Below are 21,171 nucleotides of genomic sequence, written 5' to 3'. Positions count from 1 at the left end.
CTCACGCCCGCTGGTGCAGCCCACGGCCCGCCAGGGTCAGGAAGGCCTCACCGACCGCCTCCGAGAGCGTCGGGTGCGGGTGCACATGACGGGCGACGTCGGACGGTTCGGCGTCCCAGCCGACGATCAGCTGGCTCTCCGCGATCATCTCCGAGACGTGCGGCCCGACGAGATGCACGCCCAGGACCCGGCCGTCCCGCTCCGCGACCACCTTCACCATCCCGCCCTGCCCGTGCACCATGCCCTTGGCGACCGCCGTCAGCGGCATCGTGCCGACCACCACATCGTGCCCGGCGTCACGGGCCCCGGCCTCGGACAGCCCCACGGCGGCGGTCTGCGGGGCGGAGTAAGTCACCCGGGGCACCGCCGCGTAGTCCACCGGCGCCGGACGCAGCCCGGCCAGTGTCTCGGCCACCAACAGGCCCTCCGCGAACGACGCGTGGGCCAGCCCGAGGGACGGCGGCGGCAACAGGTCGCCCACCACGTGGATGCCCGGCACCGACGTCTCCAGCCGGTCCCAGTCCGCCGGGACCACATGGCCCCGCTCGTCGGTGGACAGTCCGGCCGCCGCCAGCCCCAGACCGTCCGTCACCGGAACCCGGCCCACCGCCACCAGCAGCCGCTCCGCCTCCACCGTGCGGGTCTCACCGCGCGGGGTCCGGACAGCGGCCCGCACCCCGTCCTCCAGCACGGTCGCCTCCAGCAGCCGCGCACCCGTGCGCACATCGATCCCGCGCCGCTTCAGCCCGCGTGTCAGGTGCCGGGACACATCGGCGTCCTCCAGCGGCACCAGCCGCTCCGCCGCTTCCACCAGGGTGACCCGGGCCCCCATCGAGCGGTGCAGGGAGGCGTACTCGACGCCGATCGCCCCGCCGCCCAGCACCAGCACCGACTCCGGCAGACCGGCGGCGAACAGCGCGTCGTCACTGGTGACCACCCGCCGCCCGTCGGCCGCCAGACCCGGCAGGGTGCGCGGCCGCGACCCGGTGGCCAGCACGATGCCGCGCCGGGCGGCGACCTCCCCGTACCCGCCGATCCGGACACCGCGCGGACCCGTCAACTCCGCTCTGCCGTGCACCACTTCGACCCCGGCGTGCGCGAGATGGCCGGTCACCCCTCGGTGGTTGCGGTCCACGATGTCGTCCCGGGTCGCGACGAGCGCCGGCCAGTCCACCGACTCCAGGGTCGCCTTCACCCCCCACCGCTCACGGGCCTCCGCGATACCGTCCACCAACTCCGCCGCGTGCAGCATCGCCTTGCTGGGCACGCAGCCCCGGTGCAGACACGTGCCGCCCACCTTGTCGCGCTCCACGAGCAGCACCCGCAGACCGAGCGCCGCGGCCCGCAGCGCGGTCGAGTAACCGCCCGTCCCCCCGCCGATCACCAGCACATCGGTCTCGGTCACCTTCTCCGTCTGTGTCATGGCTCCCACCCTCCGCCGCACCGTTGCCATGAGTCCAAGGCAATGTTTGTGTGGCAACGATGAACAACGTCTATGGCTGAGGGCGGCGAGCGGTTCGATGAGCCTGCGTCAGATGGAGTACTTCGTCACGGTCGTCGAGGAGACCTCCTTCACCCGGGCCGCCGAGCTGCTCCACGTCACCCAGCCCGCGCTGTCCCACCAGATCAAGGCCCTGGAGCGGACCGTCGGGGGCGCCCTGCTCGAACGGCTGCCGCGCGGCGTGCGGCTGACCCCGATGGGCCGCGCCTTCCTGCCGCACGCCGAGCGTTCCGTGCGCAGCGCCGCCCAGGCCCGGCGCGCGGCACGGGCGGCGGCCGGTGCGGAGGGCGGCGAACTGCACATCGCCACCGTGCACGCGATCGCCGTCGGCATCCTCCCCGAGGTCTTCGCCCGCTGGCGCGCCCGCCACCCCGGCGTCGGCCTGGTGCTCCACGAGTACGCCACCACGGAGGCCCTGGAGGAACAGATCGAGCGCGGCACCGCCGACCTCGCCGTCGGCCCGCCGCCCGCCCAGTGGCCGGGCCCGCTCGTCCCGATCGGTGAGGAGAGCATCGTTCTGGTCGTCCCGTTCGACGACCGGCTCGCCGGACGCTCCTCCGTCCGTCTCCAGGAGCTCGCGGACCGCCCCTGGGTGCGGTGCGCGATGGAGGCCGTCGTGCGCGGCCGGCCCTTCCTGGACTGGGTCTGCGCCGAAGCAGGCTTCGTACCGCGCACGGCGGTGCGGACCGAGCACACCTCGACCGCGGTACGGATGGCCGCCGCCGGGGTCGGCATCGCGACCGCCCCCGCGCACGTCGTGCGCGGAGCCGTCGGGGAGGACTGCGCGGTGCTCACCGTGGATCCGCCGTGGTCCCGGCCGCTCGCGGTGTTCTCCCGAGTCGAACTGACCGGCGCCGCCGCCGCGTTCACCGAGCTGCTGGCCGCGTCCCGGCCACCGGGCCCCCGGCCCGGCCCGTGACGCCCGTCCGGCCAGGTGGACTCCGCCGCCAGCCGTAAGGCACGCCCCGTTCCGCCCGGCCGTACGGCGCGCCCCGCCCCGTCCGCGCGGCGCTCCCCGTCACCCGGACGGCCGCGCGCCGACTGCGGCGGGCCCGTCCGGGTGATCCCCTGAGGGGGACCGCGCCGCACACCGGCGCACCGACCGCCGGGGGTACGGATGCAGGCCGACGCCCCAGGAGGCATACCCGCCCCGACGCCCTCGCCCGACCACCGCCCCGCCGGGCCGTCCCGCTCGGCGCGCGCGGGAGCCGGGCCGAGCCTCCTCGCCCCCGGCGCCGCGCGCGACCCGTACCGGCTCTACCGGGTGCTGCGCGAGGAGCATCCGCTCTGCTGGGACGCCCCGCTGGGCGCCTGGCTGGTCAGCCGGTACGACGACGTGGTCACCGCGCTCACCGGCCCCCGGTTCACCGGCTTCCCGCACGACGGGGCGCCGCGCGGCGGCCCCGCACCGCTCGGCCTCTGCCACGGCAGCGCCCGCTGCCTGCCCCGCGAGCGGTACACGGTGGTCACCGGCACGGTGCCCCCGCACCTGGCGGAGCGCGTCGAGCGGACCGCGTTCGTGCTGGCCCGGCGCATCGCCGGGCGGCGGCAGGCCGATCTCGTCGAGGAGTTCTGCCGCTGGCTGCCCGCGGGCAGCGGCCCCTTCCTCACCCGTAACGGCGACCCCGCCCATCCGGGCGACGGGCCCTGCACCCGGCACACCGGACTGCGTGAGACGGCCCTCGCCTCGTTCCTGGCCAACCTGCTGGACGACCCCGACCTGCTGGCCGCCCTGCGCGTCGAACCCGCGCTCGCCGGCCGCGCCTGGACGGAGACCATGCGACGGGACCCGCCCGTCCAGGTCGTCCTGCGGCGCACCCTCACAGAGGTCACCCTCAGCGGTGGCACCCTCCCGGCACGGGCCCCCGTCGCCTGCCTGATCGGCGCGGCCGGACGCGATCCGGAACGGTTCGCCGAACCGGACCTGTTCGACCCGTTCCGCCGCGACCAGGGCCGCACCACCGCGGGCCCGGCGGGCTGCCCGGCCGTGGTGCTCGGACGGCTGGAGGCCGAACAGGGGGTGCGCGCCCTGCTGGCCGCCATGCCGGGGCTCCGCTGGGCGGACGGATTCCGGCCGTCCGCCACCGGCCTGCTCACCCGGGGTCCTAGGTCCCTGCTGGTGCGACCCTGCTGAGCAGCGCCACCGGCCGCTCGTCGAACAGCTCGGCCACCGCGACCGTGCCACCGGAGAACTCCCGGCCCGGCGCCAGCAGATCCCGCCACACCCCGTCGTCCGGCAGCGCCAGCTCCGTCCCGCGCCAGCCGCCCGACTCCGCCAGCCGCAGCGACAGCCGGGTCACCGCGGTGACGGCCTCGCCCGAGCGGCAGAAGGCCAGACAGTGCCCGGCCGCCGGTCCGGAGGCCGCCAGCGGGGCGTACGTCCCCGACTCCCCGAACACCTCCGGCCGCTCGCGCCGCAGCCGCAGCGCCGCCGCCGTCAGCTCCTCCTTCGCGGAGGCGGGCGCGTCCGGGGAAGGCGGCGAGAACGGCCGCCGGTTGTCCGGGTCGACCAGCGCCAGGTACTCGCGCTCGGTGCCCTGGTAGAGGTCCGGCACCCCCGGCATCGTCAGCTGCACCAGCGCCGCGCCGAGCACATTGGCCCGGACGTGCGGGGCGAGCGTCGCCGCGAACTCCGCGAGCAGCTCGCGCGCCGGGCCGGTCGCGGCGCCGGGACCGGCGGCCACGAAGTCCGACATCACCCGCTCGTACACCGGATCGGGCTCGGTCCAGCTGGTGAAGAGACCCGACTCCCGCACCGCCTTCAGCAGCGCGGGCGCCAGCCGCGCCGCCTGCTCACCGGCCGGGAGCCCCACGCAGCCGAACGCGGTCTGCCACGCCTGCCAGGCCAGCTGCGGATCGGGGGCCGCCGGGGCCGTCCGGGCCAGCTCCGCCACCAGCCGCGACCACCGCCCCGGACACTCGGAGAGCACCGCGACGGCGGCCCGGACATCGGCGCTGCGCTTGGTGTCGTGCGTGGTCAGCGCGGTGCCGGTGGCCGGCCAGTCCCGGGCGAGGCGGGTGCAGAAGGCGTGGAAGTCCGCCGGGTCCACCGCCGGTCTGCCCGGATCGCCGCCCACCTCGTTCGCCGAGATCAGCGGCACGTACCGGTAGTACGCGGTGTCCTCGACCGACTTGGCCCGCAGCGCGGACGCCGTCTGCGCGAACCGGTCGCAGAACGCCGCCCGGTCGCCGCCAGGACCGAGCCGCCCCAGCGCCATCTCCCGCACCACATCGACGGCCGACGCCTCCTCCCGTACCGCGAACACCGCCTTGGCGTCGCTCACCGCCGTCGCGTCCAGCGTCGCCCCGGCCGACTCCGTGCAGGGTCCGCCCGCCGTCACGTACGGGCGGTAGACCGGCACCCGGACCAGCAGTTCACGCACCGCCGTGCGCAGCGCCCACGGGGCGTGGTCGCGCAGTGCGGGGTCCTCGGCGCAGACGCGGGACGCCAGCCGGGTCAGAGCCGCGGTCTCCGCGGCCAGCTCATGGGTGACGACGCGGTACGCGGCCCGGCGCACGGTCGCCTGCCAGTAGCCGCCCCGGTCGCCCGCGGGGGAGGCGGACTCCCGGTAGTGGCCCAGCAGTTCCGCCGCGCCCACCGGGTCGGTGAAGAGGCCGTCGATCCGGTGCAGCGCGTCGTACCCGGTCGTTCCGGCCACCGCCCAGCCGGCCGGCAGCGGTTCCGGGCCGGTGAGGATCTTCTCCACCACGGTCCACGCGCCGCCGCTCGCCGCGGAGAGCCGCTCCAGATATCCGGCCGGGTCCGCGAGCCCGTCGGGGTGGTCGATCCGCAGCCCCTCCAAGGTCCCGTCCCTGACCAGTTCGAGGATCTTGGCGTGGGTGGCGGCGAAGACCTCCGGGTCCTCCACCCGGACCCCGATGAGGTCCGAGATGGTGAAGAACCGCCGGTAGTTCAGCTCGGTGCGGGCCAGCCGCCACCAGCAGAGCCGGTAGTGCTGGGCGTCCAGCAGTTCGGGCAGGGCGAGGCCGGAGGTACCGGCGCGGAGCGGGAACTCCTGCTCGCCGTGGCGCAGCATGTCCCCATCGACCTGGAACCCGTCCATCTCGTCGCCGAGCCGGCCGCCGAGCACGGGCAGCAGGATCTTCCCGTCACCCGCCGCCCAGTCGATGTCGAACCAGCGGGCGTACGGGGAGCCGGGCCCGTCGCGCAGGACCTCGCGCAGCGCGTGGTTGTGCCGTGGGTCCGCGGCCATGTGGTTCGGCACGATGTCCAGGACCAGCCCGAGCCCGTGGCGCCGGGCGGTGCGGGCGAGCCGTCGCAGCCCCTCCTCACCGCCGAGCTCTGCGCGCACCCGGCCGTGGTCGACGACGTCGTAGCCGTGCGTGGAGCCGGGCACCGCTTCGAGCACCGGGGACAGGTGCAGATGGGAGACGCCGAGCGTGGCGAGGTACGGCACGGCGTCCTCGGCGGCCGAGAACGGGAAGTCCGGCTGGAGCTGGAGCCGGTACGTGGCGGAAGGCGTCATGAAGACGTTCGTACCCAGTTCCGGGCCGCCTGTGTCACCTCGCGACGGACCAGAGCCTGACCGGCGGCCCGGCAGCACGCGCCCTCTCCCTACGCGGGCCGCTGGAGCACCGCCATGCTCCGGCCCACCAACGTCACCCGATCGCCCGCCGCCACCTTCGGACCGGCGCCGGTCAGCACTCCGGCCGGGCGCGCCGTGTCGACGACCACGTGCCACTGCCGGCCGTGGTTCATCGGGACGGCGAACTCCAGCGTCTCCGCGCTCGCGTTGAACATCAGCAGGAAGGAGTCGTCGGAGATCCGCTCGCCGCGCGGACCCGGTTCCGAGATGGCGTGCCCGTTCAGGAAGACCGTCAGGGCCTTGGCGTGCGCAGCCTGCCAGTCCCGCTGGGTCATCTCCTGGCCCTGTGGCGTGAACCAGGCGATGTCGGAGAGCTCGTCGTGCGTGCCCTCCACCGGCCGCCCGTGGAAGAACCGGCGCCGCCGGAAGACGGGATGGTCGCGGCGCAGCCACACCATCGCCCGGGTGAACTCCAGCAGGCTGCGGGAGAGCCCGTCGCCGCCCGGCTCGGCCGCCTCCTCGCCGTCGCTCTCGTCGTCGGCCGCCGCCTGGGACGGGTCCGGCCAGTGCACCCAGGACAGCTCGCTGTCCTGGCAGTAGCCGTTGTTGTTGCCGAGCTGGGTGCGGCCGAACTCGTCGCCGTGGCTCAGCATCGGCACGCCCTGCGACAGCATGAGGGTGGCGATGAAGTTGCGCATCTGCCGTTCGCGCAGCTCCAGCACCTCCGGCCGGTCCGTCTCGCCCTCCACACCGCAGTTCCAGGACCGGTTGTGGCTCTCGCCGTCCCGGTTGCCCTCGCCGTTGGCGTCGTTGTGCTTGTCGTTGTACGAGACCAGGTCGTGCAGGGTGAAGCCGTCGTGGCAGGTGGCGAAGTTGATCGAGGCGAGCGGCCGGCGGCCGTCGTCCTGGTACAGGTCGGAGGAGCCGGTCAGCCGCCCGGCGAACTCGGCCAGCGTCCGGGGCTCACCGCGCCACAGGTCCCGGACCGTGTCCCGGTACTTCCCGTTCCACTCGGTCCACAGCGGCGGGAAGTTCCCCACCTGGTAGCCGCCCTCGCCGACGTCCCACGGCTCCGCGATCAGCTTCACCTGACTGACCACCGGGTCCTGCTGCACCAGGTCGAAGAACGACGACAGCCGGTCCACCTCGTGGAACTGGCGGGCCAGGGTGGCGGCCAGATCGAAGCGGAAGCCGTCCACATGCATCTCGGTCACCCAGTACCGCAGTGAATCCATGATCATCTGGAGTACGTGGGGGGAGCGCATCAGCAGGGAGTTCCCGGTCCCAGTGGTGTCCATGTAGTAGCGCTGATCGTCGGTCAACCGGTAGTACGAGGCGTTGTCCAGGCCCCGGAAGGAGAGCGTCGGACCCAGGTGGTTGCCCTCCGCCGTGTGGTTGTAGACCACGTCGAGGATCACCTCGATGCCCGCCTGGTGCAGCGCCCGCACCGCCTGCTTGAATTCGAGCACCTGCTCGCCCCGGTCGCCCCAGGAGGCGTAGGCGTTGTGCGGGGCGAAGAAGCCGATGGTGTTGTAACCCCAGTAGTTGGCGAGCCCCGCGTCCGCCAGCCGGTGGTCCTGTACGAACTGGTGCACCGGCATTAACTCGATCGCCGTGACGCCCAGCTCCGTCAGGTGCGCGATGACCTCCGGGTGCGCCAGCCCGGCGTACGTACCGCGCAGCTCCTTCGGCAGCCCCGGATGAAGCATCGTCAGGCCCTTCACGTGGGCCTCGTAGATGACCGTGCGGTGGTAGTCCGTACGGGGGCGCCGGTCGTCGCCCCAGTCGAAGTACGGGTTGACCACGACGGACGTCATGGTGTGCGGCGCCGAGTCGAGGTCGTTGCGCGCGTCGGGCCGGCCGAACGGGTAGCCGTACACCGCCTCGCCCCACTGGATCTGCCCGGCGACCGCCCGCGCGTACGGGTCGAGGAGCAGCTTCGCGGAGTTGCAGCGGGCGCCGCGCTGCGGCTCGTACGGCCCGTGCACCCGGAACCCGTACCGCTGACCCGGCATCACCCCGGGCAGATAGGCGTGCCGGACGAACGCGTCGGTCTCCCGCAGCTCCACCGCCGTCTCGGAGCCGTCGTCGTGCAGCAGGCACAACTCGATTCGGTTGGCGGCCTCCGAGAAGACCGCGAAGTTGGTCCCGGCGCCGTCGTACGTGGCACCGAGGGGGTACGCCTGTCCCGGCCAGACCTGCATAGATTTCGACTCTTCCACTCTGATGCGGTTGCCTGGGGAATGCGGGCTCCCTGCCAGATCTTCCCCGAAAGGGCGGCCCTTACCTAGGACCGACCGGCAATCGGGGGACGGCGTCGCACAGTCCGGTCAACTTCGGGCCCCTTCTTGTCGCCCGGAACCCGAATCCGGTGGGCCGGTTCTGCCCACTGCCCGGTATGCGGCTTGCGATGGGGTGTTTAATCACTATGAATCCGCTCACTACGGCAGATCTCGTCCCGGAGAACAGGCTTGATCCGTAGGGGAGTTGAAGAAGGAGCCTGCGCATCCGGCTGCACCGGCTCCCGCTCCCGGAGTACCCTTCCTTGATCGTTGGTGGGGGAGTGGAAGGCGGTGTGCGGGTGAGCTCGGGAGGCTTCGAGCTGCCCCCAGGTGACGCTGGTCACGAGGGGGACGCCACCGATGTGCCGCCCGGCGCGGTCTCGCTCGCCCGGCCGCTGGAGATCGGCGCCGAGCTGGACTGGGGCGCGGAGGCCTGGAGCGAGGTGCGCACCCGTGCGCAGCGGGCCGGGCGCGCCTACATCTGGCTGAATCTCGTGGAGCAGCGGCTGCGCGCCGTGGTGGCCGCGGTGCTCCAGCCCATCTACGAGCCGGTCCACGGCGAGGACTGGGTGGTGGCCGCGGCGGGACCCGCCGGACAGGAGTGGGTGCAGCGCGCCGTCGCCGTGCGCGAGGTCTCCCGCCGCAAGGGCTATCTGCTCGACCCGGCCGACGACAACGTGCTGAGCTTCCTCACGCTGCCTCAGCTGCGTGAGCTGATGGTCCAGCACTGGCCCTGCTTCGAGCCCTACTTCGACGACCGCCGCGATGTCGAGCTGGCCCTCGACGAACTGGAGGTCGCCCGCAACGTGGTCTCCCGCAACCGCGCGCTCAACGAGGCGGTGCTCGCCCAGGCGGAGCGCGCCTCCGCGCGGCTGCTGGAGATCCTCGGCAGCGGCGCCTCTGTGCCGTCCGCCGACCGGCTCCCGGTCGACGCCGTCGAGGAGCTGGTGGGTGACCGGTACGCGGACGTCGTCTCCGTCCACTCCGACCGGGTGCGGCTCCAGCGCCAGCTGCCCGCGGAGGACCTCTTCGGCGGAGCGCGCCGGCTGGACGCGATCGGCATAGGGCTCAATCTGCTGGTGCAGAACTTCTCCGGCCGCCGGCTGATCCGGCTGGCCGAGTCGGGCTGCCGGGTCCGGCTGCTCTTCATCAACCCGGCCAGCAGCGCGGTCAAGCGCCGGGAACGGGAGCTGGGGCTCAAGAAGGGGGAGCTGAGCCGGACGGTGGAGATGAACATCCTCCACATGCGCCGGGTCCGCTCCAAGCTCCGGGACCCGGGCGCCTTCGAGATCCACGTCTTCGACGAGACCCCGCGCTTCACCGCCTACCTGGTGGACGGCGACGGCGCCGACGCGGTGGGGGTCGTCCAGACGTATCTGCGCCGCGCCCGAGGCATGGAGGCGCCGGTGCTGGTGCTCAGGGGCGGCGGCCGCGCGGTGGTGCGGGCCGGGCAGGACAGCGAGCACGGCCTGTTCGAGACGTACCGCGAGGAGTTCGAATCCGTGTGGACGGACTCCCGGCCGGTCTCCTGACCCAGTACGGACCTCAGGAGGGTGCTGTCAGTGGCCCGTGCGAGGGTGGTCGTCACCTGGGGGAAGCACCACGAAGGAGGTACGGGATGAGCTGGCATCGGCATGCGCTGGTCGGCTTCGACCTGGAGACGACGGGTACGGAGCCGCTGGAGGCCCGGATCGTGACGGCCGCGGTCATCGGTGTCCGCGCCGCCGACGGGGAGCCGGAGCGGCAGCGCACCTGGCTGGCGGATCCGGGCATCCGGATCCCCGCACAGGCCTCCGCGATCCACGGCATCAGCAGCGAGCGGGCGGCGGCGGAGGGCCGACCGGTGCGCGAGGTGGCCGACGAGATCGCGGAGACCCTGGCGGACTACTGGCGCCAGGGCGTGCCGGTCGTCGCGTACAACGCCGCCTTCGACCTGACGCTGCTGACGGCGGAGTTGCACCGGCACGGACTGCCGTCGCTGAGCGAGCGGCTCGACGGCGCGGGGATCGGCCCGGTCGTCGACCCGTACACCATCGACCGTGCGGTGGACCGCTACCGCAAGGGCAAGCGGAATCTGGAGGCGGTCTGCGTCGAGTACGGCGTCGTGCACGGGGGAGCGCACGACGCCGCCGCCGACGCGCTGGCCGCGGTGCGGGTGGCGTACGCGATAGCCGCCCGGCACGGCTCGGTGGCCGCGTTGTCCGCGGCCGAGCTCCACGAACGGCAGATCGCCTGGTACGCGGAGTGGGCCGCCGACTTCCAGCAGTTCCTGCGCCGCAAGGGCACGGCGGACGCGGTCATCGACGGCCGCTGGCCGGTGCGGGAGCCGGTGCTCGAAATGAAATCGAGCCCGTCCGGCGATTGAGGACATAACACTCAGAAGGGGTACCACCGCACGGCCGTGTCCCCGTCGCGCAGCGAAGCCACCCGCCTGCGGAACTCCGCGAGCGCCTTCGGGTTGGCCGGCGCGTGCTGCGCGACCCACGCGCAGCTCGCCGTCTCCCGCGCCCCGCGCAGCACCGCGCAGCCGTCCCACTCCCGGACGTCCCAGCCGTACGCCGAGGTGAACGCGTCATAGGCCTCGGCCGGCAGCCCGTACCGGTCACGGGAGAGGGCCAGTACCACCAGATCGTGCTCGCGCAGATCCGTGGAGAAGGTCTCCAGGTCCACCAGGACGGGGCCGTCCGGACCGACATGGACATTGCGCGGGAGCGCGTCACCGTGGATCGGGCCCGGGTCCAGGTGCGGCACCAGCGCGGCGGCGGCCGTCGCGAAGCCGTCGCGGCGCTCGCGCAGATACGCGGCGTCGGCCGGGTCGATCGTGTCGCCCGCCAGGGTCAGCCAGCGCTCGACCCCGCCGAGCAGCTCCCGCCGGGGCAGGGTGAGGCCCGCCGGGGCCGGCAGCGCGTGCACCGCGGTGAGCAGCGGCGCCAGATCCCTCGGCTCGGCCGGCCGCACCGGCTCCGGCAGCCGGTGCCACACCGTCACCGGGTGGCCCTCGACGATCCGGGCCGCGGGCTCCGCCGTCCGCACCGCGGGGACGCCGGACGCGGCGAGCCAGCGTGCGACGGCCACCTCGCGCTCGGCCCGCTCGCGCAGCTCCGGGCTGCGCACGGCGTCCCGGCCGATCTTGACCACCAGGTCACCCACGGCGAACACCGCGTTCTCGCCCAGCGCGAGCAACTCCGCGTCGCCGGGGTGCCCGGCAGCGGTCAGTACCTCGCGCGCTCGCATCTCGTTCATGGATCCGATTTTCGCATCCGTGCAGGTTGTCTTGACGAACCGGCGGGGCCTCAGCACGATTGCGGAGGCCACCTGAGCGGCCGGAACGGTACCAAGCCGGTCGAATGACGCAAGGGGGTCGTTTACGTGACATTGGCGAATGCAACCGTGCGGTCCGGGCGGGACGGCCCGCCGCGCGGCCGGCATGGCGAGGGACCCGCGCGGATCAACCGGAACGCCGGTACCTGGTTCCTGGTACTGCCCGCCCTCCTCCCGATCCTGGTCCTCAGCGTCGGCCCGCTGCTCTACGGCATCGCGCTGGCGTTCACCGACGCCCAGTCGGGGCGTACCCGGTCCACCCAGTGGACCGGGGTGCTGAACTTCCAGGACCTGCTGCACGACGGACTGTTCTGGGACTCGTTCCGGATCGGCCTGGTGTGGGCGGTCGGCGTCACCGTCCCGCAGTTCGTCCTGGCCCTCGGCCTCGCGCTGCTGCTCAACCAGAACCTGCGGATGCGGTGGCTGGCGCGGGCGCTGGCGATCATCCCCTGGGCGATGCCGGAGGTGGTCGTCGGCATCATGTGGCGGCTGGTCTACAACCCGGACGCCGGAATCCTCAACGAGACCATCCGCGATCTCGGCCTCGGCGACGGCCGGGACTGGCTGACCGGCCTCGCCACCGCACTGCCCGCGGTGATCCTGGTCGGCGTCTGGGCAGGCATGCCGCAGACCACGGTCGCCCTGCTGGCCGGCCTGCAGAACACCCCGCACGAACTCCACGAGGCCGCCGCCCTGGACGGCGCGGGCGCCTGGCGCCGCTTCCGTACCGTCACCTGGCCGGCGCTCAGGCCGGTCGCCCTCTCCATCACCGCGCTCAACTTCATCTGGAACTTCAACTCCTTCGCCCTGGTCTACGTACTGACCAACGGCGGCCCCGGCGGCCGCACCCGGCTGCCGATGCTCTTCGCGTACGAAGAGGCCTTCCGGTACGGACAGTTCGGCTACGCCGCGGCGATGGGCTGTGTGATGGTCGCGGTGATCTCCGTGATCCTCGCCGTGTATCTGGTGGGACGGCTCGGGGGAGGCGAGGACCGATGAGCATGCGTACCCGCGGGTCCGTGCGGGCCGGACAGTACCTCGCGCTGCTGTGCTACCTGGTGTTCCTGGCGTTCCCGTTCCTCTGGCTGATCTCGACCGCCTTCAAACCGGCGCCCGAGCTGGGCTCCCTGCACCCCACCTGGATCCCGCACCACCCGACGCTCGACAACTTCCGGGCCGCGTTCGACGAACAGCCGCTGCTGCGGGCCGCCGCCAACTCGCTGATCGCCGCCGTCTCGGCCGGGATCATCGCGGTCGTCATCGCCACCCCGATGGCCTATGTGATGGCCCGCCACCGCTCGCGGCTCTCCGCCGCAGCCACCGGCTGGGTGGTGGTCAGCCAGGCGTTCCCGTTCGTCCTGCTGATCATTCCGCTGTTCCTGGTGCTCAAGTACCTGCATCTGATCAACACACTGTGGGGGCTGATCATGGTGTACGTCGTGTGGTCGCTGCCGTTCGCGCTGTGGATGCTGGTCGGATACGTACGGGCGGTGCCGCCCGAGCTGGAGGAGGCGGCGGCGGTCGACGGCGCGAGCCGGCTGCGGACGCTCGTCTCGGTCACCGCGCCGCTGCTGGCCCCCGGCATCGTCGCCACCGCGCTCTTCGCCTTCATCACCGCGTGGAACGAGTTCTTCTTCGCGCTGGTCCTGCTCAAGACACCGGAGAAGCAGACCTTGCCGGTCGTACTGACCCACTTCCTCGGCGCGGAGGGCGCCAGCGACCTCGGGCCGCTCGCCGCCGCCGCGTTCCTCGCCACCCTCCCCTCGCTCGTCCTCTTCGCCGTCATCCAACGGCGGATCACCGGCGGCATGCTGGCCGGGGCGGTGAAGAGCTGATGCGCGCGGTGGTACGTACGGCAGCCGCGGCGGCCACCGCACTGGCGCTGCTGCTCACCGGATGCGGCGGGGGCGGTGGCGGCGGGACGGACGGCAGGATCACGATCCGCTTCCAGTCGCTGGCCTGGCAGAAGGAGTCCGTCGACGCCAACAAGCAGCTGGTGAGGGAGTGGAACGCGAGCCATCCCGACGTCCGGGTCCAGTACGTCCAGGGCAGCTGGGACAGCGTCCACGACCAGCTCCTCACCTCCTTCGAGGGGGACGAGGCACCCGACGTCATCCATGACGCGTCCGACGACCTCGCGGACTTCGCCTACGGCGGCTACCTCGCCGACCTGCGCACCCTGCTGCCCGGCCGGCTCACCGCCGACATCCCGGAGCGGAGCTGGCGCACCACCACCTTCGACGGCGGCGTCTACGGCGTCCCCTTCCTCCAGGAACCGCGCGTCCTGATCGCCAACACCAAGATCCTCAAGGCCTCCGGGGTCCGCGTCCCGACCCCGGAGAAACCCTGGAGCTGGACGGAGTTCGCACAGGTCACCAAGAAGCTCACCGGCAAGGGCCGTTACGGAGTCGCCTGGCCGCTCAAGGAACCCGTCTCCGTCACGCTCAACCTCGGCCTCTCGGCCGGCGGCGAGCTGTTCCACCGAGGCGCCGACGGAAAGGTCACGCTCGCCATGGACGACGGCGATCTCGTCGTCCCCCGGACCATCCACGACCAGGTCAACACAGAGCACAGCGCCGCCCGCACCGCGCTCGGCATGGGCGGCGGCGACACCCTTCCCGGCCTCTTCGGCGGCAAGTACGCCATGGTGCCGCTGGGGTTCTCCTACCGTCAGCAGGTGGTCGAACAGGCCCCGAAGGGCTTCGAGTGGACGGTGCTGCCCGCCCCGGCCGGAAGCGCGGGCCCGGCCCAGGGCGTGAGCCCGCAGACCCTGTCCGTCGCGCAGGACAGCCCGCACAAGAAGGAGGCCGTCGAGTTCATCGACTTCCTGCTGCGGCCGGCGAACATGGTGCGCCTCGCCAAGGGGGACTGGATGCTGCCCACCGGGAAGGATGCGCTGGCGGACCCCTCGCTGCACACCCCGGACCGGGGCTGGGCGACCGGCGTCGCGCTGGCGGGCGCACTGCGTTCCGCGCCCGCCCAGTCCGTGCGCGGCTACCCGGAGTGGAAGGACAAGGTCGCCACCCCCGCGTACCAGGAGTACTACAGCGGCGCGATCGACGCGGCCGAGCTGAGGAAGCGTCTGGTCGAGGACGGAAACCGGGTGCTGGCCCGCTATCAGCGATGACATCGCGGGTGCGGGCCGGCCGGAGGGCCCGGCCGTGGTGTGCGGGCGGTAACGGCCAGTGATGTGTCGGACTTGGGTGCGGGATGTCGAATTCCTGTGACGAAACCGGGCTCCGCACGTCCCAGCCGCAGAGTGGGTCTTGATCTGTGCGCGTCAATCAGTAAGGGTTTCGAGCCAGCCCCCGGAGATCTTCCGGCCGAGGGCCAATCCCCCCACAAAGAATGACGAGGAGACCCCTCTTCATGGCACTTCACAAGCGCACCCACCGGATCAAGCTCACCGCCGCGATCACCGCCGTGGCCGCCGCGGCCGGTATCACCCTGCTGGGCAGCCCCATGGCCGGAGCGGCACCCGCCCCCGCCATGGGCAAGATCTACGGTGCCGACGCGGCGACCGCCGTGTCCGGCAGCTACATAGTCATGCTGGACCACAAGGCCGATAAGGCGAAGCTCGCCAAGGAGTACGGCGGCGAGCTGAAGCGCAACTACAGTTCCGCCATCAACGGCTTCTCCGCCAGCGGTCTTTCGCGGACAGAGGCCAAGCGGCTCGCCGCCGACCCGTCGGTCTCCAAGGTCGTCCAGAACAAGAAGTTCCACGTCGACGCCACCCAGGACAACCCGCCGTCCTGGGGCCTGGACCGGATCGACCAGACCCAGACCGCGGGCGACAACGCCTACACCTACCCGGACAGCGCGGGTGAGGGCGTGACCGCGTACGTCATCGACACCGGGGTCCGCATCACCCACGAGGAGTTCGAGGGCCGGGCCAGCTACGGCTACGACGCCGTGGACGACGACGACAACGCCGACGACGGCTACGGCCACGGAACCCACGTGGCCGGCACCATCGCCGGTGCGACGTACGGCGTCGCCAAGAAGGCCAAGATCGTGGCCGTCCGGGTCCTCGACGACTCGGGCTCCGGCACCACGGAGCAGGTCGTGGCCGGCATCGACTGGGTCACCGCCAACCACGAGGGCCCGTCCGTCGCCAACATGAGCCTCGGCGGCGGCGCGGACGAGGCGCTCGACGCGGCGGTCCAGAAGTCCATCGCCTCCGGGGTCACCTACGGAGTGGCGGCGGGCAACGAGTCGGGCGACGCGAGCGAGAACTCCCCGGCACGCGTCCCCGAGGCCATCACGGTCGCCTCCTCCACCGTGGACGACGAGCAGTCGTCGTTCTCCAACTACGGCTCGCTGGTGGACCTCTACGCCCCGGGCTCGGACATCACCTCGGCGTGGAACGACAGCGACACCGGGTCCGACACCATCTCCGGTACGTCCATGGCCACTCCGCACGTCGTCGGTGCCGCCGCCCTCTACCTGGCGGGACACCCCGACGCCACCCCGGCGGAGGTCTCCACGGCGCTGACCGACGGAGCCACCCCGGACGCCATCAGCAACGCCACCGCGGGAACGGCGAACAAGCTGCTGAAGGTCGTTGAGTAACAGCACCGCTCCCTGAACCGGCGGCCACCGCGCCCTCCCCCACGGGGCGCGGCGGCCGCACGGCTCGGGCCGATCGTCCTATGGTGTGCCCATGACGATGTACGCGGCGCTGCTGCGCGGGATCAATGTGAGCGGCCAACGCAAGGTCCCCATGGCCGAACTCCGCACCCTGCTCACCGGACTCGGCCACGGCGACGTCGGGACGTACCTGCAGAGCGGCAACGCGGTCTTCAGCAGCGCGTCCGGCGACGAGAACACCCTCGCGGCCGAGCTGGAGCGGGCCATCGAGGAGCGGTTCGGCTTCGCGGTGGAGTGCCTGGTGAGGGACGCCGACTACCTCGCCGCAGTGGCCGCCGCCTGCCCGTTCCCGGCCGCGGAGCTCCAGGGCAGGCAACTGCACGTCACGTACTTCGACCGGCCCGTCGACGCCGCCCGCTTCGCCCCGCTGGACGCCGACGCCTTCCGCCCCGAGGAATTCCGGCTCGGTGACCGCGCTCTCTACCTCTACGCCCCCGACGGGCTCGGCCGCTCCAAGCTCGCCGCCGCCCTCTCCCGGCCCTCCCTCAACAAGGGCCTCACCGGAACCTCGCGCAACTGGAACACCGTCGCGAAACTCGTCGAGATGACCGGAGGGGAGGCGTGAGCGAGCCGACACCCGGCGTGGCCGCGGCGGTCGAGGGCGAACTCCGCCTCCTCGACCCGCTGGTACGGGCCTCCGCCCAACTCCTGGCCCAGGTCCTGCACCCCGACTTCCACGAGGTCGACACCACCGGCCGGCACCGCGACCGGGACACGGTCATCACCTCGCTCATCACCGGCACCGCCGCACACCCCGGACAGCTCACCGCGTCCCGCATGCGCGGGGTCCAGCTCGCGGACGCACTCGTCCACGTCACCTTCGACACCGAGGCCAAGGGGATGCGCGCCCACCGCAGTTCACTGTGGCGCCTCACCGCCACCGGCTGGCTGCTCTACTACCACCAGGCCACCCCCTTCGTCACCGGACCGGAGGCCGACCGCCCCTGAGCGGGGCGGCGGCACCGTCAGCCACGGGGCGCACGCCTGGCCCGCGCCGCCCACCGGCCGTCCGTACGGGAGATCCGCACCGGATGACCGAAGCAGTCGCTGACCCGCTCCGTGGTCAGCACCTCGTCCGCCGGACCCGAGGCCAGGCAACGCCCGCCGCGCAGCAGCATCGCGTGGCTGGTGGAGGCGGGCAACTCCTCCAGATGATGCGTGACCAGGACCGTCGCCAGCTCCGGGTGCTCCTCGCGGAGCGCGTCCAGACTGTCCAGCAACTGCTCCCGGGCGGCCAGGTCGAGACCGGTGGCCGGCTCGTCGAGCAGCAGCAGCCGGGGCTGCGGCATCAGCGCGCGGGCGATGAGCGTACGGCCCCGCTCGCCCTGCGACAGCGCGGGCCAGCGCGACCCCTCCTTGCCGCCCATGCCCAGCATCTCCAGCAGCCGCTCCGCCCGCTCCCGCTGCTCCGGGCTTGCCGACCAGCGCGGCACCGGCTCGACCGAGTTGGTCAGCCCCGTCAGCACCACGTCCTTCACCGTGAGCGGTGAGCGCAGCGGATGGCGCGGATCGACATGCCCCAGCAGCGTCCGCAGCTCCCGCAGATCGACCCGCCCCAGGGTGCGGCCCAGCACCTCCACCGTGCCCCGGGTGGGGTGCCTGATCGCGCCGAGGAGCCCCAGCAGCGTGCTCTTGCCCGCACCGTTGGCGCCGAGCAGCGCCCAGTGCTCCCCGCCGCGCACCGTCATCGAGACCGAGTCGAGCAGGACCTTGCCGTCCCGTACGAGCGTGACGCCGTCGGCCCTGATCACCGGAACCGGAACCGGGTCCGTGGCCGAGGAAGGGGGGAGGGGTGCGGTGGTGGTCACGTGCGGTTACTCCTTCATGCGGATGCGAGCGCCTCCAGGAGGCTCATGTCGTCGGTCGACAGCAAGATCTCCCCGGCCCGGAGGTTCTCCGCGAGATGAACGGGCGAACCGGTGCCCGGAGTCGGGCACAGAACGGGGGAGTGGTGCAGCAGCCAGGCGAGGGCGATCTGCCCACGGGTGGCCGCGTGGCGTTCCGCGATCCCGGCGAGCGCCGCGGCGCCCTCGCCGGTCAGCGCGCCGTTCGCCAGCGGGAACCAGGGCAGGAAGGCCAGGCCGTGGGCCTCGCACACCTTCAGTACCGCGTCCGACGAACGGTCCAGGAGATTGAACCGGTTCTGCACCGAGGCGATCCCGGTCAGGGAGAGCGCCTCTTCCAGCTGGTCGGCGGTAAGGGTGTCCAGACCGATATACCGGATCTTACCCTCCTGCCGCAGTTCATCCAGAGCGCCCAGTTGCTCGGCCATCGGCACCTGCGGATCCAGCCGGTGCAGCTGGTAGAGGTCGATCCGGTCGGTGCGCAGCCGCCGCAGACTGGATTCGCAGTGCGCCCGCAGGTCCTCCGGCCGCCCCGCGATGTGCCAGCTGCTGTCGCTGGTGCGCACCACACCGCCCTTGGTCGCGATCACCAGATCGTCGCGGTACGGGTGCAGCGCCTCTGCGACCAGCTCCTCCGCGACCCCGGGGCCGTAGTTCTCCGCGGTGTCGATGAGGGTCACGCCCCGGTCGACCGCCGCCCCGAGCACGGCCAGCGCCTTCTGCCGGTCCGCGGGAGGCCCCCAGTAACCGGGGCCGGTCAGCTGCGCGGTGCCGTAGCCGAGACGGCGCACGGGCAGCTCGCCGCCGAGGAGGAAGGTGTCATCGGGGGACCGTTGCTCGTTGAACATGGAAGGAACAGTAATCCACCCGCCGGCTGTCGCTTTTCTTCAATATCCGCAGCGGGGCGCCGTCCTAGCCTGGGGTGCATGAAGACCGAGCACGCCCATATGACCGAATGCGCAGCGGAGGCGGCCCGGGTCGCCCGCGCCGTCCGTCCCGCACAACTCGACAGCTCCGTGACCCCCTGCGAAGGCTGGGACGTCCGGGGGCTCGTCAACCACTGGGTGCTCTACACCTCGCACGGCATGGAGCACCGCGCCCTGCGCACCGAGATCCCCGAGGAGCTCACCACGCGCGACTTCACGGCGGACGCCGACTGGGCCGAGCGGTACGCGGCCCAGCTGGACCGCGCCGTCGCCGCCTGGTCCGACCCGGCCGCCTGGGAGGGCACCATCGGCCGGGGCGACTCTGCGTCCCCGGCCGCCGACACCGCCGAGATGCTCATCATGGAGACGGCGCTGCACGGCTGGGACGTCGCACGGGCCACCGGCCAGGAGTTCCGGCTCTCCGACGACGCGGCCGGCTACGTACTGAAGACCGTGGAGAAGACGGCCGAGCTCTACCGGCGGTACGAGGGCTTCGCCGCCGAGATCACCGTCGGCAACCCGGGGTCCGCGTTCGAGCGGGCCCTCGCCCTCAGCGGCCGCGATCCGCAGTGGACCGCCGCCTGAGAATGGCCCAGCCGGGCAGCCGCCAAATGGCCCGGGAGACTGCGCCACCGGCTGGCTAGGCTCCTCTCATGACCACTCACCGCAGCGCGGAAAGCACCCCGGAGCACGTTCCGGAAAGCACCCTGGACACGGGCAGGCCCGTCGTCGACTTCTGGTTCGACCCGGCCTGCCCGTTCGCCTGGATCACCTCCCGCTGGATGCTGGAGGTGGAGCAGCGGCGCGACATCGAGCTCCGCTTCCACGTGATGAGCCTCTATCTGCACAACACCGGCAACGAACTCCCCGACTGGTACCGCGCCCTCGTCGACAAGTCGATCGGACCGGTGCGGGTCGCCGCGGCCGCGGCCGAGCGGCACGGCGAGGCGGTCCTGCGGGATCTGTACACCGCCTACGGCACCCGGATCCACCAGCGGAAGAACGAGGACTTCGACGAGGTGATCGCCCAGTCCCTCGACGAGGTGGGCCTCCCCGCGGAGCTCGCCGCCGCCGCGCACACGGACACGTACGACGAGGCGCTGCGGCGCAGCCACGACGCGGGCAAGGACCCCGAGGCGGACGCGTACGTGGGTACGCCCACCCTCCACGTCGACGGGACCGTCTGGTTCGGCCCGGTCCTGCGCGCGGTACCGCGCGGCGAGGAGGCGGCGCGACTGTTCGACAGCTTCCGGGTGCTCGCCGGCTACGACGACTTCTTCGAGCTCAAGCGCACCCGCACGGGCAGCCTCGACGTGGGCTGACCAGCTGTCCGCAGCCGGACTACGCGCTGAGCGAGGCCGTCCCGGCGGTCGGTACCCGGGCCTCTTCGTACCGGTCCAGCAGCAGCCGCGCCAGCTCCGGTGACGGGCCCAGCACCCCGGCCAGGACATCCGCGCCGGCCTCGGCCGCCCCCGCCGCGATGCGGTCCGGGAGGCGGCCCGGCGCGATCACGTAGGGGGCCACCGCGACTCTGCGCACACCCTCGGCCCGCAGGGCCCGTACCGCGTCCTCGGTACGGGGATGGGATGCGGAGGCGAACGCAGGCCGCACGGAACACCAACCGGTGTGCCGCAGCTCCCGCGCGATTTCAGCGATCACTGCGCTCGCCTCCGGGTCTGTGGAGCCCGCCGAGGCCAGGACGAGCCCGGTCGAGCCTCTGTCGCCGGGGCGGACCCCGGCCTCTTCCAGCCGCCGCTCAAGGGCGGAGTTCAGCAGTGGCGAGGGGCCGAGCACCTCCGCCTGCCGCACCCGCAGCCGAGGCAGCCTGCCGCGCGCCTCCCGCAGTACCGCCGGGATGTCGGACTTGGCGTGGAAGGCCCGGGTGAGCAGCAGCGGAAGCGCCACCACATCGCTCACGCCCTGCCCGTCCAGCCGCTCCAGGACCCTCGGCACCGACGGCGCGTTGAAGTCCAGGAACCCGGTCTCCACCCGCAGCCCCGGCCGCAGCGCCCGTACCCGCGCGGTGAGCGCGTGCACGGTCGCGGCGTGCCGGGGATCGCGGCTGCCGTGGGCGATGACGAGGAAGACCGGAGAAGTCAT

Annotated in this window: 19 protein-coding genes; 12 read left to right on the top strand and 7 right to left on the bottom strand. The window is 72.4% G+C overall.

Annotated elements, in window-relative coordinates; all coding sequences use genetic code 11:
- Position 1: 1 nt before the first annotated feature.
- Positions 2-1,423 (bottom strand): dihydrolipoyl dehydrogenase, encoded by a 1,422-nt coding sequence (lpdA, locus tag ACFVQ0_RS06185; protein ID WP_390085025.1) that lies wholly within the window; start codon positions 1,421-1,423, stop codon positions 2-4.
- Positions 1,424-1,520: 97 nt separating this feature from the next.
- Here lpdA and ACFVQ0_RS06180 point away from each other — a divergent pair, with 97 nt between their 5' ends.
- Both ACFVQ0_RS06180 and ACFVQ0_RS06175 read left to right on the top strand, forming a co-directional pair.
- On the top strand, positions 1,521-2,420 hold the full coding sequence (locus ACFVQ0_RS06180; protein WP_390085024.1) for a LysR family transcriptional regulator: 900 nt from the start codon (positions 1,521-1,523) through the stop codon (positions 2,418-2,420).
- Positions 2,421-2,618: 198 nt separating this feature from the next.
- Entirely contained in the window at positions 2,619-3,635 is a 1,017-nt protein-coding gene (locus ACFVQ0_RS06175; protein WP_390085022.1) for a cytochrome P450, read from the top strand.
- Here ACFVQ0_RS06175 and treY read toward each other — a convergent pair.
- Both treY and glgX read right to left on the bottom strand, forming a co-directional pair.
- Complete coding sequence (treY, locus tag ACFVQ0_RS06170; RefSeq protein ID WP_390085020.1) at positions 3,607-5,988, bottom strand: malto-oligosyltrehalose synthase; 2,382 nt, start codon at positions 5,986-5,988, stop codon at positions 3,607-3,609. The genes ACFVQ0_RS06175 and treY overlap by 29 nt on opposite strands.
- Positions 5,989-6,077: 89 nt before the next feature.
- Positions 6,078-8,252 (bottom strand): glycogen debranching protein GlgX, encoded by a 2,175-nt coding sequence (glgX, locus tag ACFVQ0_RS06165; RefSeq protein WP_390085018.1) that lies wholly within the window; start codon positions 8,250-8,252, stop codon positions 6,078-6,080.
- 377 nt (positions 8,253-8,629) lie between these two features.
- Between glgX and ACFVQ0_RS06160 the strand changes: the two genes are divergently transcribed.
- The gene (locus tag ACFVQ0_RS06160; RefSeq protein WP_390085016.1) at positions 8,630-9,862 is read left to right on the top strand and encodes an SAV2148 family HEPN domain-containing protein; all 1,233 of its coding nucleotides are present in this window, start codon (positions 8,630-8,632) and stop codon (positions 9,860-9,862) included.
- A gap of 86 nt (positions 9,863-9,948) precedes the next feature.
- Positions 9,949-10,695 (top strand): 3'-5' exonuclease, encoded by a 747-nt coding sequence (locus tag ACFVQ0_RS06155; protein ID WP_390085014.1) that lies wholly within the window; start codon positions 9,949-9,951, stop codon positions 10,693-10,695.
- Positions 10,696-10,706: 11 nt separating this feature from the next.
- On the opposite strand, the gene ACFVQ0_RS06150 is transcribed toward ACFVQ0_RS06155, so the two are convergent.
- Positions 10,707-11,573 carry a phosphotransferase enzyme family protein gene (locus ACFVQ0_RS06150; RefSeq protein ID WP_390085012.1) on the bottom strand — a complete coding sequence of 289 codons (867 nt, stop codon included), beginning with the start codon at positions 11,571-11,573 and terminating at the stop codon, positions 10,707-10,709.
- A 132-nt stretch (positions 11,574-11,705) separates the two neighbouring features.
- Between ACFVQ0_RS06150 and ACFVQ0_RS06145 the strand changes: the two genes are divergently transcribed.
- The 6 genes from ACFVQ0_RS06145 to ACFVQ0_RS06120 all read left to right on the top strand — a co-directional run bounded on the left by ACFVQ0_RS06145 (position 11,706) and on the right by ACFVQ0_RS06120 (position 17,249).
- Positions 11,706-12,650, top strand: coding sequence for a carbohydrate ABC transporter permease (locus ACFVQ0_RS06145; protein WP_390085416.1), 945 nt, complete (start codon positions 11,706-11,708; stop codon positions 12,648-12,650).
- Positions 12,647-13,486: a carbohydrate ABC transporter permease gene (locus ACFVQ0_RS06140; RefSeq protein ID WP_311302506.1), complete on the top strand. Its 840-nt coding sequence runs from the start codon at positions 12,647-12,649 to the stop codon at positions 13,484-13,486. The genes ACFVQ0_RS06145 and ACFVQ0_RS06140 overlap by 4 nt, the downstream gene beginning before the upstream one ends.
- On the top strand, positions 13,486-14,778 hold the full coding sequence (locus ACFVQ0_RS06135) for an ABC transporter substrate-binding protein (RefSeq protein WP_390085010.1): 1,293 nt from the start codon (positions 13,486-13,488) through the stop codon (positions 14,776-14,778). The genes ACFVQ0_RS06140 and ACFVQ0_RS06135 overlap by 1 nt, the downstream gene beginning before the upstream one ends.
- Positions 14,779-15,020: 242 nt before the next feature.
- A complete protein-coding gene (locus ACFVQ0_RS06130) occupies positions 15,021-16,223 on the top strand; it encodes a S8 family serine peptidase (protein ID WP_390085008.1) in 1,203 nt (400 codons plus the stop codon).
- A gap of 91 nt (positions 16,224-16,314) precedes the next feature.
- Positions 16,315-16,866 (top strand): DUF1697 domain-containing protein, encoded by a 552-nt coding sequence (locus ACFVQ0_RS06125; RefSeq protein ID WP_390085006.1) that lies wholly within the window; start codon positions 16,315-16,317, stop codon positions 16,864-16,866.
- Complete coding sequence (locus ACFVQ0_RS06120; protein WP_390085005.1) at positions 16,863-17,249, top strand: DUF4440 domain-containing protein; 387 nt, start codon at positions 16,863-16,865, stop codon at positions 17,247-17,249. The genes ACFVQ0_RS06125 and ACFVQ0_RS06120 overlap by 4 nt, the downstream gene beginning before the upstream one ends.
- 17 nt (positions 17,250-17,266) lie before the next feature.
- Here the strand turns inward: ACFVQ0_RS06120 and ACFVQ0_RS06115 are convergent, their stop codons facing one another.
- Positions 17,267-18,109, bottom strand: coding sequence for an ABC transporter ATP-binding protein (locus ACFVQ0_RS06115; RefSeq protein WP_390085003.1), 843 nt, complete (start codon positions 18,107-18,109; stop codon positions 17,267-17,269).
- Positions 18,110-18,123: 14 nt separating this feature from the next.
- On the bottom strand, positions 18,124-18,993 hold the full coding sequence (locus ACFVQ0_RS06110; RefSeq protein WP_390085001.1) for an aldo/keto reductase: 870 nt from the start codon (positions 18,991-18,993) through the stop codon (positions 18,124-18,126).
- 78 nt (positions 18,994-19,071) lie between these two features.
- Between ACFVQ0_RS06110 and ACFVQ0_RS06105 the strand changes: the two genes are divergently transcribed.
- Both ACFVQ0_RS06105 and ACFVQ0_RS06100 read left to right on the top strand, forming a co-directional pair.
- Positions 19,072-19,656, top strand: coding sequence for a TIGR03086 family metal-binding protein (locus tag ACFVQ0_RS06105; protein ID WP_390084999.1), 585 nt, complete (start codon positions 19,072-19,074; stop codon positions 19,654-19,656).
- Positions 19,657-19,724: 68 nt separating this feature from the next.
- A complete protein-coding gene (locus ACFVQ0_RS06100; protein ID WP_390084997.1) occupies positions 19,725-20,393 on the top strand; it encodes a DsbA family protein in 669 nt (222 codons plus the stop codon).
- Between the two features lie 19 nt (positions 20,394-20,412).
- Here ACFVQ0_RS06100 and ACFVQ0_RS06095 read toward each other — a convergent pair whose 3' ends face one another.
- Positions 20,413-21,171: a sirohydrochlorin chelatase gene (locus ACFVQ0_RS06095; protein WP_390084995.1), complete on the bottom strand. Its 759-nt coding sequence runs from the start codon at positions 21,169-21,171 to the stop codon at positions 20,413-20,415.

It is taken from the genome of Streptomyces sp. NPDC057900 (genome assembly GCF_042887885.1).
GTDB lineage: Bacteria > Actinomycetota > Actinomycetes > Streptomycetales > Streptomycetaceae > Streptomyces.
The sequence above is the reverse complement of the archived record's forward strand: the minus strand, read 5'-3'. Positions and strand labels throughout refer to the sequence as shown.